Annotated in this window: 15 protein-coding genes; 10 read left to right on the top strand and 5 right to left on the bottom strand. The window is 68.1% G+C overall.

The window, feature by feature from the left end; all coding sequences use genetic code 11:
- Positions 1-26: 26 nt before the first annotated feature.
- Positions 27-902 (bottom strand): DUF559 domain-containing protein, encoded by an 876-nt coding sequence (locus OG474_RS14485; RefSeq protein ID WP_405062795.1) that lies wholly within the window; start codon positions 900-902, stop codon positions 27-29.
- Positions 903-1,287: 385 nt separating this feature from the next.
- On the opposite strand from OG474_RS14485, the gene OG474_RS14480 reads away from it, so the two are divergent.
- Positions 1,288-1,737, top strand: coding sequence for a phosphoribosyltransferase family protein (locus OG474_RS14480; protein ID WP_405062794.1), 450 nt, complete (start codon positions 1,288-1,290; stop codon positions 1,735-1,737).
- A gap of 75 nt (positions 1,738-1,812) precedes the next feature.
- On the opposite strand, the gene OG474_RS14475 is transcribed toward OG474_RS14480, so the two are convergent.
- A complete protein-coding gene (locus OG474_RS14475) occupies positions 1,813-2,298 on the bottom strand; it encodes a GNAT family N-acetyltransferase (RefSeq protein WP_405062793.1) in 486 nt (161 codons plus the stop codon).
- A 215-nt stretch (positions 2,299-2,513) separates the two neighbouring features.
- Here OG474_RS14475 and dnaK point away from each other — a divergent pair, with 215 nt between their 5' ends.
- The 5 genes from dnaK to OG474_RS14450 all read left to right on the top strand — a co-directional run bounded on the left by dnaK (position 2,514) and on the right by OG474_RS14450 (position 7,501).
- A complete protein-coding gene (gene dnaK, locus OG474_RS14470; protein ID WP_405062792.1) occupies positions 2,514-4,382 on the top strand; it encodes a molecular chaperone DnaK in 1,869 nt (622 codons plus the stop codon).
- The gene (gene grpE / locus OG474_RS14465) at positions 4,379-5,050 is read left to right on the top strand and encodes a nucleotide exchange factor GrpE (RefSeq protein WP_405062791.1); all 672 of its coding nucleotides are present in this window, start codon (positions 4,379-4,381) and stop codon (positions 5,048-5,050) included. Before dnaK ends, grpE begins: the two co-directional genes overlap by 4 nt.
- An 18-nt stretch (positions 5,051-5,068) precedes the next feature.
- Entirely contained in the window at positions 5,069-6,247 is a 1,179-nt protein-coding gene (gene dnaJ, locus OG474_RS14460) for a molecular chaperone DnaJ (protein ID WP_405062790.1), read from the top strand.
- A complete protein-coding gene (locus OG474_RS14455; protein WP_405062789.1) occupies positions 6,247-6,717 on the top strand; it encodes a heat shock protein transcriptional repressor HspR in 471 nt (156 codons plus the stop codon). Before dnaJ ends, OG474_RS14455 begins: the two co-directional genes overlap by 1 nt.
- 247 nt (positions 6,718-6,964) lie before the next feature.
- Positions 6,965-7,501: a GNAT family N-acetyltransferase gene (locus OG474_RS14450; protein ID WP_405062788.1), complete on the top strand. Its 537-nt coding sequence runs from the start codon at positions 6,965-6,967 to the stop codon at positions 7,499-7,501.
- On the opposite strand, the gene OG474_RS14445 is transcribed toward OG474_RS14450, so the two are convergent.
- A complete protein-coding gene (locus OG474_RS14445) occupies positions 7,447-8,646 on the bottom strand; it encodes a glycosyltransferase 87 family protein (RefSeq protein WP_405062787.1) in 1,200 nt (399 codons plus the stop codon). The two genes, OG474_RS14450 and OG474_RS14445, sit on opposite strands and share 55 nt — an antisense overlap.
- A complete protein-coding gene (locus tag OG474_RS14440) occupies positions 8,633-9,841 on the bottom strand; it encodes a glycosyltransferase 87 family protein (protein WP_405062786.1) in 1,209 nt (402 codons plus the stop codon). Before OG474_RS14440 ends, OG474_RS14445 begins: the two co-directional genes overlap by 14 nt.
- Before the next feature lie 143 nt (positions 9,842-9,984).
- Here OG474_RS14440 and OG474_RS14435 point away from each other — a divergent pair, with 143 nt between their 5' ends.
- The 3 genes from OG474_RS14435 to OG474_RS14425 all read left to right on the top strand — a co-directional run bounded on the left by OG474_RS14435 (position 9,985) and on the right by OG474_RS14425 (position 13,826).
- On the top strand, positions 9,985-11,853 hold the full coding sequence (locus OG474_RS14435) for a sensor histidine kinase (protein WP_405062785.1): 1,869 nt from the start codon (positions 9,985-9,987) through the stop codon (positions 11,851-11,853).
- Positions 11,850-12,512, top strand: coding sequence for a response regulator (locus OG474_RS14430; protein WP_405062784.1), 663 nt, complete (start codon positions 11,850-11,852; stop codon positions 12,510-12,512). Before OG474_RS14435 ends, OG474_RS14430 begins: the two co-directional genes overlap by 4 nt.
- 90 nt (positions 12,513-12,602) lie before the next feature.
- A complete protein-coding gene (locus OG474_RS14425) occupies positions 12,603-13,826 on the top strand; it encodes a hypothetical protein (protein ID WP_405062783.1) in 1,224 nt (407 codons plus the stop codon).
- 265 nt (positions 13,827-14,091) lie between these two features.
- Here the strand turns inward: OG474_RS14425 and OG474_RS14420 are convergent, their stop codons facing one another.
- Positions 14,092-14,478, bottom strand: coding sequence for a winged helix-turn-helix transcriptional regulator (locus OG474_RS14420; protein WP_405062782.1), 387 nt, complete (start codon positions 14,476-14,478; stop codon positions 14,092-14,094).
- A 97-nt stretch (positions 14,479-14,575) separates the two neighbouring features.
- On the opposite strand from OG474_RS14420, the gene OG474_RS14415 reads away from it, so the two are divergent.
- Positions 14,576-14,965, top strand: a complete 390-nt coding sequence (locus OG474_RS14415; RefSeq protein ID WP_405062781.1) for a RidA family protein — start codon at positions 14,576-14,578, stop codon at positions 14,963-14,965.
- The last annotated feature ends 59 nt before the right edge of the window (positions 14,966-15,024 follow it).

The raw sequence follows: 15,024 nt of genomic DNA, 5'->3' as shown, positions 1-15,024 counted from the left end.
GCCGTGCGTTCCGCTCGGCGGACCGTTCAGGCGGCTCGCAGGATGCGGTTGGTCAGTGGGGGAAGTCCGCTTGCCTGCCGCACCACCTCAACCACCCACTCCGGGTCGTACATGATGTCCTCCCAGCTGAACCGGAGGACCCGCCAGCCCCGAATCGTCAGGTTCACGTGCCGCCGGCAGTCCTTCACCAGCGCTTGGCGGTGGCCGTGATGCTCGAACCCATCGGCCTCCAGCCCGAGGCGTATCCGCAGATTCGCGAGGTCGATCCGCGCCGAGAATTCCCTGTCCCGGACCAGCACCTGGGGAACGAAGTCTTCGAGTCCCGCCTCGATCGCGATGGCCCTCAAGGCGGACTCCAGCACAGATTCGGCACGCCTGTCGGCCAGCGCGGCAACCCGCTGGATCCGTCGTCGATGCGGACCACGGACCATCGCCGCGGCGGCCAGTAGCTCGTCCTCGCTCAGACCACCGGAGCGCAGGGCCGAGTCGGCCACAGCCAGCGCCTCGGAGAGCGGCAGCGTGCGGATGCAGTCGAGCACCGTCCGCGCCGGCGTGGTGACGTCGTCGAGGACTGGGACGTCGGCCCAATGCAACGTGCACGGAAGGCCCGTTCGCCGACGGACCTGCTTGGGGCGCAGGGTGACGTGTGGGAGCAGTGGCTTGCGGATTACACCGAATCCCCAGTGCTGCGCGGCACTCAGATGCGACACAACACCCCCGTGGCTACGTGCTGCGGCCAAGGCCGGCGGCGCCTGCGGGAGCGTGTAGACGCCTTTCCCCACCCGAAGGATCTCGCCGCCGGTCAACGCACCGCGGATGGCCCGGGCTGGGACCAGAGCGCGCAGCTCGCCGAACGTTGCGACGCCCCCGCGTCTGTTGAGCACCTCGACGATGTCTGCCATCCGTCCATCATGGGGACTCGGGACCCGCGACGTCGGGCGTTATCCACAGGCGGACCGCCGGCACTGATCAACCATCGTCTGGGACCCGGAGACCAGCTCCCCCGAGCGTGAGGCCGTCCTGAGTGGGCGACTTGATCAGTGGGGGCGGTTCACTCCCCACCCCCGGAAGGTCGTCGCGGCCGGTGCCCCCCGCGGGGACCTCGCCTGGGCTGCCACCTGAGTGGTGGCGGCCCGCCAGAAACTCCAGTGCGCCGGGTGGGCCTCTTCCGCCACCCTTGAACCCATGGACATCCAGGAGCGGTTGCAGGGGGCTTTTCGGTGGCGGGGGGATCGGGGGGTTTGAAGGTGGTCGGCTGACGTCACGGGGTGGTGGCGGGACGGGGGGTTGTTGCGGGAGCTGGGGCCGGCATTGGCGGGGCTCTATGCAGAGGTGCCGCATGCGGAGGTGCCGACGGTGGTGATCGGGCCGGTTTCGCGGGGGTCGTTGGTGGGGGCGTTGACCGCGGCGGCGTTGGGGGTCGGGTTCGTGGAGATGCGGAAGAACTCGGCGCCGGCGATGGACAGTGATCGGTGGGTACGGCGGACTACCGGGCCGGACTATCGCGATCGGCACGTCGAGTTCGGGTTCCGGCGGGGGTTGGTGCGGCCGGGGGATCGGGTGTTGATGGTGGACGACTGGGCCGATACCGGGATGACTGCGCGGGCGGCGCGGGAGTTGGTGGCTGATTGCGGCGCGCGGTGGGTCGGGGCGGCGTGCATCGTCGACGGGTTGACGGATCCGCGGCTGCGGCACGATCTGCCGCTCCGAGCGCTGCTGGACGTCCGCCAGCTCTAGGGCCCGCTGCCCCCGCCAGGGCTTGCCGTCCCCGCGTATGCCTGCCGCCCCGGCTTGGGGCGGCAGGACCGGGGATTAGGGGGTGAGTTCTTTGGCGAGGAGGGCCATGGTGCCGCCGCTGGGGTTTCGCTGGCTGCCGACCTGGGTGTAGCCGCGGGCCAGGTGGAAGTCGAGGCCGGAGGTGTCGGGGAGGTCGGAGCGGACCCGGGTGACGACGCGGGCGAAGGGCTGGGCGGAGCGTTCGATGGCGCGGTAGACGGTGGAGGCGATGCCTTGGCGGCGGCGCTCGGCGTCGACCACGATCCGGTCGATGAACAGGAACCGGTCGCCGTACGTCGCGGCGAACCAGCCGTACTCCAGTCCGTCGTACGCCGATCCCGGGGTGAAGGTGAGGACGAAGCCGAGCGGCCGGCCGCCGTCCTCGACGACCACGGCGTGGGCCGCGATCAGGCGGAGCCAGTCGAGGCGGTCGAGACCCAGCGGGTCGACCAGTCCGGCCGCGGTGGCGTTGAGGGTGAGCACCGAGGCGTAATCGGCTGGGACGAGCGGGCGGAGTTTCACCTGGTCAGAGTCCCATGGAAGGCCTATTCCGTGGGAGGGGTTCCCCTGGCCCTACCCCGGCCGTAACCCCGAAATCGGGGATCGGCCTTGGGAATGACCCGGGGCTCGTGCAATGTTGAGTCAAGTGAACTCAAGTTTGTTCAGTCACGGATTTGAATACCGGGCGACCGAACGGCAACATTGAGTCTGTATCACTCAACTCGTGGAGGTAAAGCATGGCCCGCGCGGTCGGTATCGATCTCGGTACGACGAACTCCGTCATCGCCGTACTGGAAGGTGGCGAGCCCACCGTCATCCCCAACGCCGAGGGAGCGCGCACGACGCCCTCGGTGGTGGCATTCGCCAAGAACGGCGAGGTCCTGGTCGGCGAGGTGGCCAAGCGCCAGGCCACCACGAACGTCGACCGCACCATCCGGTCCGTCAAGCGCCACATGGGCGAGGACTGGTCCGTCGACATCGACGGCAAGAAGTTCAACCCGCAGCAGATCAGCGCCTTCGTGCTGCAGAAGCTGAAGCGGGACGCCGAGGCGTACCTCGGGGAGCAGGTCACGGACGCGGTCATCACCGTGCCGGCCTACTTCTCCGACGCGCAGCGCCAGGCGACCAAGGAGGCCGGCGAGATCGCGGGCCTGAAGGTGCACCGGATCGTCAACGAGCCGACCGCGGCCGCGCTGGCCTACGGCCTCGACAAGGGCGCCGAGCAGACCATCCTGGTCTTCGACCTCGGTGGCGGCACGTTCGACGTGTCGCTGCTGGAGATCGGTGACGGCGTCTTCGAGGTGAAGGCCACCTCCGGTGACAACCACCTCGGTGGTGACGACTGGGACGCGCGGATCGTGCAGTGGCTGGTGACCCAGTTCAAGAACAAGAACGGCACCGATCTGTCCGGCGACAAGATGGCCATGCAGCGGCTGACCGAGGCCGCCGAGAAGGCCAAGATCGAGCTGTCCAGCGCCGCCGAGACCAGCATCCACCTGCCGTACCTGAGCCTCACCGACTCCGGTCCGCTGCACCTGGAGGAGAAGCTCTCCCGGGCCGAGTTCCAGAAGCTCACGTCCGACCTGCTCGAGCGCGCCCGCGCGCCGTTCAAGGCCGTCATCAAGGACGCCGGCGTGGACGTGTCGAAGGTCGACCACGTCATCCTCGTCGGTGGCTCCACCCGGATGCCCGCGGTCGCCGAGCTCGTCAAGGAGCTGACCGGTGGCAAGGACCCGAACAAGGGTGTGAACCCGGACGAGGTCGTCGCCGTCGGCGCCTCCCTGCAGGCCGGTGTGCTGAAGGGTGAGGTCAAGGACGTCCTGCTGCTCGACGTGACCCCGCTGAGCCTGGGCATCGAGACCAAGGGTGGCGTGTTCACCAAGATCATCGAGCGCAACACCACGATCCCGACCAAGGGTTCGGAGATCTTCACCACCGCCGAGGACAACCAGCCGTCGGTGATGATCCAGGTCTACCAGGGTGAGCGCGAGATGGCCCGCGACAACAAGTCGCTCGGCAACTTCGAGCTGACCGGCCTGCCGCCGGCGCCGCGCAACGTGCCGCAGATCGAGGTCACCTTCGACATCGACGCGAACGGCATCGTGCACGTCAACGCCAAGGACCTGGCCACCGGCAAGGAGCAGCGGATGACGGTGACCGGTGGCTCCGCGCTGCCGAAGACCGACATCGACCAGATGGTCCGCGACGCCGAGCAGTACGCCGAGGAGGACCGGCTGCGCCGCGAGGCCGTCGAGTCCCGCAACCAGTCCGAGGGCCTGGTCTACCAGACCGAGAAGTTCCTGTCCGAGAACGAGGACAAGATCCCGGACGACGTCAAGACCGAGGTCAAGGACGGCGTCGCGGAGCTGAAGAAGGCGCTCGAGGGCACCGACGACGACGCGATCAAGGCCGCGTCGGAGAAGCTGTCGCAGTCCAGCCAGAAGATGGGCGCCGCGATGTACGCGAACGCCCAGGCCGCGGGCGGGTCCGAAGAGGGCGCGCCGGCTGACGACCAGGCCAAGGCGGACAACAACGACGACGACGTGGTCGACGCCGAGATCGTGGACGAGGACCGGCCGCAGGACAAGAAGGCGGACGACAAGTGACGGATGGATCCACTGGTAGCGAGTTCGGCGACGGTGACCCCGTCGTCCGCGACAAGCGCCGGATCGACCCGGAGACCGGAGAGGTGCGGGAGCCTGCTGAGACATCAGCTGGGGCTCCCGCGGGAGCGGGAGTTCCGGACGACATCTCGTCGCTGACGGGTCCGTCGGCCCAGGAGGCCCTCCTCACCGAGGCCCTCTCGGAGCGTACGGCGGACCTGCAGCGGCTGCAGGCGGAGTACGTGAACTACAAGCGCCGGGTGGACCGGGACCGGGAGGCGAGCCGTGAGCTCGTCATCGGTTCGGTCCTCACTGAGCTGCTCGGGATCCTCGACGACGTCGGCCGGGCCCGTGAGGCCGGCGAGCTCGAGGGCGCGTTCAAGGCGGTCGCGGAATCGCTGGAGCGGGTCACCGAGAAGCTCGGCCTGGAGAAGTTCGGCGAGAAGGGTGATGCCTTCGACCCGCGCATCCACGAGGCGCTGCTGCACAACTACTCCGACGAGGTCGACGGTCCGACCGCGACCATGGTGATGCAGCCGGGCTACCGGCACGGCGAGCGCGTTCTGCGCGCGGCGCGCGTGGCGGTCTCGGAGCCGACGGAGAAGCTACCGGACGCACCGGCAGAGAACACGGCAGATGACGAACAGGCCGCGGACAAGCCCGCGGAGTAGCGGGAGGGGAGGCGTCGGATGAGCACGAAGGACTGGATAGAGAAGGATTTCTACAAGGTCCTCGGCGTCTCCAAGACCGCCGAGCAGGACGAGATCAAGAAGTCGTACCGCAAGCTGGCGCGGAAGTACCACCCGGACTCCAACCAGGGTGACGCTTCCGCGGAGGCGAAGTTCAAGGAGGTCTCCGAGGCGTACGACGTCGTCGGGGACGCCAAGAAGCGCAAGGAGTACGACGAGGCGCGGCGGCTGTTCGGCAGCGGCGGCTTCCGGATGCCGGGCGGTGGTCAGCAGGGCGGCGGGTTCAACTTCGACGTCGGCGACCTGTTCAACCGCGGCGGCAGCGGTGGCGCGGCCGGGGCCGGTGGCGGTCTGGGCGACATCCTGGGCGGCATGTTCGGCGGTGGTGGCCGGTCTTCGACCACCTCGACGACGGCGCGGCCGCGGCGCGGGCAGGACATCGAGACCGAGGCGACGATCGAGTTCGCCGAGGCCGTGAACGGTGTCACGGTCGGGCTCCGGATGACCAGTGACGAGCCCTGCAAGACCTGCCGCGGTACCGGAGCGAAGTACGGGACGGTGCCGAAGGTCTGCCTGAAGTGCGAAGGCACGGGTATGCAGACCTCGGTCCAGGGCGGCGTGTTCGCCATGACCGAGCCGTGCACCGAGTGCAAGGGTCGCGGTCTGGTCGTCGACCAGCCGTGCGAGACCTGCCACGGCTCCGGCCGCGGTCAGTCGAGCAAGACCATGCAGGTCCGGATCCCGGCCGGGGTCCAGGACAACCAGCGGATCCGGCTCAAGGGCAAGGGCGCGGCGGGCGAGCGGGGTGGCCCGGCGGGCGACCTCTACGTCACCGTGCACGTGCACGCGCACCGGGTCTTCGGCCGCCAGGGCGAGCACCTGACGCTGAACGTCCCGGTGAGCTTCACCGAGGCCGCGCTCGGCGCTGAGATCAAGGTGCCGACGCTCGACGGGCTGCCGGTCACGGTCCGGATCCCCGCCGGTACGGCGAACGGCAGCAAGCTGCGCGTTCGGGGCAAGGGTTCGGCACGGCGGGACGGCACCAAGGGCGACCTGCTGCTCACACTGGAGGTTCAGGTTCCGCACGAGTTGACCGACGAGCAGCGCACCAAGCTGCAGGAGTTCAACTCGGCGTCGGACCACCCTGATCTGCGGGCCGGGTTGTTCGGGAGCGCCTGATGGCCTCAGGAGCGAAGGGCCGCCCGTTCAGCCAGGTGCCGACCTGGGACGACCGCACCCCGATCTACGTGATCTCGGTGGCGGCCCAACTGGCCGGCATGCACCCGCAGACCCTGCGGCAGTACGACCGGCTCGGACTGGTGGTTCCGAGCCGGGCGTCCGGCCGCGGCCGGCGCTATTCGGCGTACGACGTGGCGCGGCTGAGGTATGTGCAGCACCTGTCCCAGGAAGAAGGCGTGAACCTGGCGGGAATTCGGCACATCCTCGCGCTACAGTCGGAGGTAGAGGATCTGCGTTCCCGGGTGAGCCAGCTCCTGGCAGAGGTCCAGCGGGGGGTCGGCGTCTCGCGACGCAGCACCGCCAGCCGGGTCTTCTCGGCCGGTCCCGCCGGCGACGTGATCGCCATGGGCCGCCAGCAGACCACGACGCGCTGGATCCGGACCCAGCCGCTGGAGCTCGGGCCGCGCTGATCCGCCGGCGCACAACAGAACCACCGGAGGTCTCCGAACCCCACCCCTCGGGGCGCTCCGGATCCGGTGGAGGCCGTCGATCCCCCCTCGACGCCTCCACAGCCGGAGTCGTACCCTCCCCCGGGACGTCTTCGGCCCCCGCGGGGTGGTCCGTTTCCGGGCCACCCTGCGGCTCTCTGTCCGGTCCCAGGATCCTCGTTCACCTTCCGGACACCCGCGCGGGCGAAGTCCGACGTACGCTGGCGAGGTGACGCTGAGCCTGCAGACCGACCGGCTGCTGATCCGGGACTGGGAAGAAGACGACGCCGAGGCCGCGCTGGAGATCTACGGATCCGCCGACGTGGCGCAGTGGCTGTCGCCCGCGATCGACCAGGTGACCGACGTGGCCACGATGGGGATGATCCTGACCGCCTGGATCGAGGCCCAGCCCAACTTCGTCGTACCGGCCGGGCGGTGGGCCGTGGTCCGCCGGGAGGACAACGAGGTGATCGGCGGACTGCTGATCCGCCTGCTCCCGCCGTACGAGGAGGATCTCGAGATCGGCTGGCAGTTGCGGCCGTCGGCCTGGGGCAACGGCTTCGCCACCGAGGCGAGCAAGGCGTTGATGGCCTGGGCGTTCAAGACGGGCGACGTCGACGAACTCTTCGCCGTCGCCCGGCCGAACAACAAACGCGCGATCGGCGCCGCCCGCCGGCTCGGTATGGAGTGGGTCGGCGAGACCGACAAGTACTACGACCTGAATCTCCAGGTGTATCGGCTGCGGGCCTCGGAGTTCTCCAACTGAGCTGTCAGTCCGAAGGCGATCAGCGCCACGGCGCAGAGCAGGTAGGAGTCCGCGACGAGAGTCTGCGGGCCGCTGTAGTCGAACTCCCGATCGCCGCCGAAGGGTAGCCAGCGTGGCAGTCCGGCCAGGAAGACGGCGACCCACAAGGCGGAGAACGCGGTGCGCAGTGAGAGCAGCTTGCCGCGGTGATGCCAGGCGAGGGCCGCTGCGGGGAGCGCCCAGACCCAGTGGTTCGTCCACGAGATGGGTGAAACCGCCAGGCCGGTGAACGCGGTCACCACGACTGCCTCGAAGCCGAGGCCGCGATCGTGCAGGCGGCGTGCGACGAACAGCCCGGCGGCCCCGACGATCATTGCTTGCAGCAACCACAGCTGGCTCGTCATGGGTGAGTTCTCGGTCAGGCGGGCGACCGCGCCGCGGATCGACTGGTTGCTGATGTAGTGCGGCGGCCCCACCCGGCTCGGGTCGAAGATGTACTTCGTCCAGAAGTCGGTCGTCGAGCTGGGAGCCAGCAGGAACGCGAAGACCATGGTGAATGCCGTTGTCACACTCGCGACCAGCGCTTCGCGGTACCGCTTGGTGATCAGCAGGAAGACGATGAAGATGCCCGGCGTCAGTTTGATGCCGGTGGCAACCCCGACCAGGATGCCGCGGTAGCGCCGCGGGATCAGCCCGAGCAGGTCCACCATCAGCAGCGCCATCAGCACCAGGTTGATCTGGCCGAGCCGGAAGGTCGACTGCACCGGTTCGAACAGCAAGGCAGCGAAGGCGAACAGTACGCCGACCAGCGGCGGCCAGTTGAGCTTCTTGGCCGTTGCCCAGCCGATCACCAGCAGTGCCAGGGCGGACGCGAACGTGATCAGCGTGCGGGCGAAGGGCAGGCTGATCGCGAACGGCGAGAACACCATCGCGGCGAACGGCGGATAGGTGAACCCTAGGCCGATATCGGGGTAGTAGCTGAGGTGGGCGGTGTAGATGTCCTGCCCGTTGACCAGCCCACGGGCCGCCGCGTAGTAGATCCCGAGGTCGTCCATCCGAGCGTTCCACGGGTGCCAGCGCAGCAGACAAAGCACCGGAAGAATCGTTGCTGTCAGCACCAGAATCAGGTTCCGATGCCGAACCCCCGCCTTGTCAGCCGTGAGCATGACGATTCCGCAGCGAGAAGGCAGCCGCGCCGACCATGACTACCGCGCAGATCGCGTAGGAGTTGCCGAGGTAGAGGTCGATGCCGTGGTGGTGCAGCTCGCGGTCGTCCATGTACGGCGCGAGCCAGGGCAGGCCGATCCCAAAGGTGATCGTTGCCAGCGCCGCGAGTCCGGTCCGGTACGGCGCGTTCGCGCGGGACCAGAGCAGCGCGCAGGCGGGGAGCGCCCACACCCAGTGAGCCGTCCAAGAGATCGGCGAGATCAGGACGCCGATGGCAGCGGTCAGCAGGATGGACTCCATCACGAGGCCGCGGTCGTACGCACGCCGTACCGCCAGGAAGCCGACGGCCAAGGTGGCGAGGACTGCGATCACCCACACCGGACTGATGCCCTGCGCGCCGCCGGAGAGGCGGTCGATGACTCCCCGCAACGCCTGGTTGGTGACCAGCGTGCTCGAGCCGGGGCGGGTCGGGTCGAAGATGTACGTGCCCCAGAACCTGCGGGCCGCGTCCGGCATCGCCAGGAAGCCGACCACCATCGTCGCGACGGTCGCCGCCGAGGCCGTTGCCGCCTCGCGGTACCGCCGCGTCACCAGCAGGTAGATGATGAAGATCCCGGGCGTCAGCTTGATCCCGGTCGCGATTCCGATCAGTACGCCGCGGAACCGCCGCGGCAGGTGGCCGAGCAGATCGATCATCAGGATCGCGACCAGCATCAGGTTGATCTGGCCGTAGTGGAACGTGGTTCGCACCGGCTCGAGGACGAGACCGACCGTGGCCAGGGCGATTCCGGCCGCGACCACCCGTTGGGTCGACCAGAGCGGCCGCAGCGCGCGGAAGGTGACCGAGCCGATCACCAGCAGGGCAACGCCGGAGAGCAGCGTCATCACCAATCGACCGGCTCCGGTGGACAGCAATCCCAGTGGAGCCATCAGAAGCGCGGCGAACGGCGGATAGGTGTAGCCAAGCAGATCGGGGGAGACGTGGTGCGCGGTGTAGATGTCCTGCCCGTGCAGAACGGCCTGCGCGGCAGCGACGTACACGCGCAGGTCGTAGTAGTCCTTGGCGGGCGACCAGAGCGCCACACAAAGGGCCAGGAACGCCCCTGCGGCCAGGCTCAGCACGAGGATCGGGCGCCGGACAATACTGTTGCTTCGAGCCCCTTCAACGACAGGGCGAACGGGACTGATCGTCATGCCTTCGACGATCGCCGCCGGGCCCCTGCCGCCACATCGCCCTCAGGTGCCGACCGTGCTCACCGCGCGGGATGACACGCCGCCGCCGGGCGTCACTCCTGAGAGTGACGTCCTCCGGACCTGCCCCGTACCACAATGGCAGCGTGAAGGAGTTGTGGACCGATCGCCGTGCGCTCGGGGTGGATGCCGTGCTTGCGGTCGCCGCCCTCGTCAGCCTGCAGGTGCAAGCGGCCGATGTGGACACCAGGGGCTGGCCGTACGCGCCGCTGTGGCTGCGGATGACCCTGATGGTGCTGCCGGTGCTGATAGCGTTTCGCCGCTTCGTGCCGACGGTCGCCCTGCCCGGCCTCCTCTTCGGGGCCTATCTGGCAGGTCTCGTCGGTCAGCCGCAGCAGTTCCTGTACGCCGGTGCCGTCCTCGCCGCGTGGTCCATGGCCGGCCGGTGCCGAGTGGGGACCACGGTCGCAACCGTCGTCGTGCCCGCGGTGTTTCTGGTCGTGGTGGACCAAAGCCGCGACACCATCCTGCTCGAACGCCTCTACGGGTTCGCCGACTCCTTCCTCCAGGACTCGGAGGTGCCGATCGGTCTCGGTCACAGCGGCGTCCCGTGGAACGACTGGTACACGGTCGAAGGCAACGAGTGGTCGTGGTTGTTCTCGGCCGGGATCGTGCTGCTGACGCTGGTGTTCCTGGTGATCCGGCGAAAAGCTCAGGTTGTTCCCGCGCGGCAACGCTGGGCCGAACTCTGGAAGTTTCTGTGCGATCCGGCGTGGGGGCGGGATGTCCTGCTGGCGGTCGCCGTCTTCGGACTGATTCTGACCGAGGTCGCGCAACAGGTGTTCCGAGGCGCCTGGTGGAGTGCGCCAGGCTGGATGCCGTACGGCGTCGCTGCCGCCGGACTGACCCTCGCGTTCCGCCGGTGGCCGGCGATCCCGGTCGCCGTACTGGCCGTGGCGAGTCTCATCGCCAACTGGCAGTCGTACAGCCCGGTGTTCAGCCTTTATGCCGCCTTCGGCCTGGCGCTGTACTGGTTCGTCGTCAGCCCGAAGCGCGCTCGGAGTCTGCGCTGGACGTTGCCGGTGGCAATCGGTGTGCTGGGACTACTGACGTTGATCACGCGGGTGATGCGGGTGCGGTACCTGCAGGTGATCTTCCCGATGATCAAGAGCAAGGGTTGGGACTACACGTACGACGGAGTCCTGCACAACAGCACCTACGACGGCATCGCGCAGAACGTCTGGCCGTACGCGCTCTCGCTCATCCTGCTGATCCCTGTACTCGCGGCGATCGGGGTCCGGCAGTACCGGCGGAACCGGGAGGCGAGCCGGCGCGAGGCCGAGCTGGAGCAGGTCGCGGAGGAGCTCGAGGCCGAGCAGGTCGTCCTCACCGAGCGCTCGATCATCGCCCGCGATCTGCACGACGTGGTCGCGCACGCGGTGAATCTGATGGTCATCCAGGCGGAGACCGGGCCGGATCTCGTGCGGCGCGGGGAGGCCGACGTACTGGCTGGGTTCCAGCGGATCGGGGATGCCGGGCGGCGGGCGTTGAGCGAGCTGGACCGGTTGTTGTCGACCTTGCGCGACGAGGACGGGATCGCCGATCCGCAGCTGGCTCCGCAGCCGGGGCTCTCCGATCTGTCACAGTTGGTCGCGGATGTGTCGGAGGACCACTTGCCGATCGAGCTGGACCTGCAGGGTGATCTCGAGAAGCCGCCGGAGGGCCAGCAGCTGACGGCGTACCGGCTGGTGCAGGAAGCGCTGACCAACGTGATCAAGCACGCGAAGGCGACCGGGGTCCGGGTGACGGTGCGGAGCGAGGAGACTGGGGTGCGGGTCGAGGTGACCGATGACGGGGTCGGGTTCGACGTCGCGGCTGCGCGTCGCGGTAATCGGCACGGGCTGGCCGGGATGCGCGAGCGCGTCCGGATCGAGGGCGGCACGCTGGACATCCGCAGTACGCCGGGCGCCGGGACGACTGTGGACGCGTGGATCCCGGTGGGAGGCCGCCGGTGAACGACCGGCCGATCAAGGTGATGGTCGTGGACGACCAGGACCTGGTCCGGGACGGGATCGCGATGATCCTGGACGGGCAGCCCGATATCGAGGTCGTCGCGCAGGCGGTCGACGGGGCGGACGCGATCCGGAAGGCTGGCGCGATCCTGGATCTGGCCGTCGTACTGATGGACGTCCGGATGCCGGTGATGGACGGGATCGAGGCGACCCGGCAGCTGGCCGGTGGGCCGCGGGTGCTGATCCTGACCACGTTCGACCTCGACGAATACGTGTACGACGCGTTGCGGGCCGGGGCGAGTGGCTTCCTGCTGAAGCGGTCGTCGCGGGACGAGCTGATCAACGCGGTCCGGGTGATCGCGGCCGGCGACGCGCTGCTGGCGCCGCCGGTGACCCGGCGGCTGATCGACCGATTCGCCGACACGCGGCTGGATCCGGCGGTCGCGGAGCGGATCGACGTACTGACTGCCCGGGAACGCGAGGTCCTCGTGTTGGTTGCCAAGGGCAACTCAAACGCGGAGGTCGCGGAGGAGCTGCATCTGACCGAGCACACGGTGAAGACGCACGTGAGCCGGATGCTGGCCAAGCTCGGGCTGCGGGATCGGGTCCAGGCGGTCATCCTGGCGTACGACGCGGGGCTGGTGACCGCGGGCCAGCGGTGAATCGTGGTCAGTGGTGAATAGTGGACAACGGTGAGAAGTGGCCACTGTGAGTCGTTGACGGCGAGGTTCGGCCGCTTGAAGACTGCCGAGGTGTCTACATTTGCCGCCCTTCTGATCGCCTCGCTTCTGACCGCGCCGACCGCTGACGCGCCGACCATCTACTACGTCGATGCGGCCGCGGGGAACGATGCCGCCGTCGGCACCAGCGCCGCCACGGCCTGGAAGAGTCTGGCCAAGGTCAACGGTTTTGGGTTCCAGCCTGGTCAGCAGGTTCTGTTCAAACGGGGTGCCTCGTGGGTGGGGACTCTCGAGGTGTCCAGGCCCGGGATCACTGTTGGGGCGTACGGTTCTGGGGCGTTGCCGAAGATCGGTGGGCCGGTGCTGACCTGCGTGAACGTCACGGCGTCCAACGTCTTCATCGGTGATCTGCGGGCCAGCGGCTGCAACTGGGCCGGCTTCGAACTGTGGGGCAGCAACATCGTCATGGACACCGTGCAGACCGACAACAACGCCGCCGGCGTCTCGATCACCGACGAGTCGGCCGGCAACGAGATCCGCTGGAGCACGATCGTCGACAACAGCAAGATGAGCGTCGACGACGACACCCATCCCGACGACGACTCCGGTGCCTTCGGCATCCTCGTGCGCGGCGACGACAACAAGATCCGCCACAACACGATCAGCGGCAGCTTCCACACCAGCCACGACTACGGGTACGACGGCGCCGCGGTCGAGATCTTCAACGGTGACCGGAACTTCATCGAGTACAACAAGACCGCCGACAACGACACCTTCACCGAACTCGGCCACGACCCCGGCGCGACGGCCGACGACAACGTCTTCGCCTACAACTCGGTCACCTCGACCAAACCGTCCGGCACCTTCCTCATCACGCGTGGAGCCCAGAGCCACATCGGCCCGGTACGGCGCACCCTCGCGATCAACAACTCCGTCAACCTCCCGAACGGCGACGGCTGGAGCTGCGACCAGGGCTGCGGCCCCGGCATCCTCAAACTCCGCAACAACATCGTCAAGGTCGGCCAGAAGGTCGGCTACGACGACTCCTTCGACACCCACAACCCGGCCGATGCGGCCGACGAGGACCGCGGCGTCTACCAAGGCGCGGTCTACCAGTTCACCCTCGGCGCCCACTCGGTGAAGGCCGACCCTCTCTACACCTCCGCCACCGACCTCCGCCTCAAAGCCGGCAGCCCCGCCATCGGCCGCGCCGAGAACCCCCACTACGAGGAAGACCTAGCCGGCAAGTCCCTCATCGGCCTCACCACCTGGGACGCCGGCGCCTACCAACGCTGACCTGCTCGCTTACCGGTGGCGGGGGCTGTCCTGATTGACTGGCCGACCTCGTACGCCACGTGGCTGGGCACTTTGCCTGGGCAGGAACCCCTCCGCCCCGAAGGTGCTCGTCCCGTCCGGCCGCTCGGATTCGGCCGGTGGGGTAGACGGTGGCGTATTGGTCCGTGGAGCGGACCTGCGCCACTGATCAACTGCGGTCGTCAGACTGGGCTCAGGCGTGGCGGGCCGACTCTGAGGGCAGTTGGTCAGTGCTGGCAGTCCGCTGTTAGTTGTCGAAGGTTTGGCGGGCGGTCTCGATGTGGTCGAAGTACTTGTGGGTCCAGGCGCACATGCTGTCGACGGTGGCGCGGAGGCCCTGACCGGCCGGGGTGAGGGTGTACTCGACCTTGGGTGGGACGGTGGGGTAGACCGTGCGCTCGACCAGGCCGTTGCGTTCGAGCATGCGCAGGTTCTGGGTGAGCATCTTGTGGCTGATGCCGTCGACGCGGTTGCGCAGTTCGCTGAAGCGGAGGATGTCGTCGCCCAGCGTCTCGATGATCAGGAACGCCCACTTGTTGGCGACGTCGGAGAAGATCTCCCGCGCCAGTGAATCCGCCCGGCCGAGATCGGCCTGTTCCTCCGCCGACAGGCCGCTGACCTGCTTGGTTCCCATCTGGTGCCCCAATCACCGAAAAGTGCGTTCTTCCGTAGCGTCCCACACTCTCCTACGGTTCCTGAGTAACCACAAGAGAGTACGAGAGGGGTCTTCCATGGCCGTCACACTGATCAATCCCACCGGCCTGCCGGAGCTCGACGTCTACCACCAGGTCGCGATCGGGACCGGGACCCGGCTGGTCTTCATCGCCGGCCAGGTCGCGTGGAACGCCGTACCGGACTTGGCCGCGCAGGTCGAAGAGGCCTACCTGAACGTCGGTACGGCGCTCGCCGCGGCCGGAGGTTCGTTCGCCGATGTCACCCGGCTGACGTTCTACGCGGTCGACTGGAACCCCGAGAAGATGCCCGAGCTGCTGGACGGCATCGCGCGCGCCGCAGCCAAACTCGGTATCACCCCGACCCCACCCGCCACGCTCATCGGAGTCGCAACACTCGACGTGCCCGAGCATCTGGTCGAGATCGAGGCAACCGCAGTCCTCAACTGACCGGGCCGACAATCGCAGTTGGTGGGTGGTGCAGGTCCGCGTGCCGAAGGGGGATGGCG

Origin of the sequence: Kribbella sp. NBC_01505 (assembly GCF_045040285.1) — a bacterium.
Lineage (GTDB): Bacteria > Actinomycetota > Actinomycetes > Propionibacteriales > Kribbellaceae > Kribbella.
This window is presented reverse-complemented; position numbering and strand designations above follow the sequence as displayed.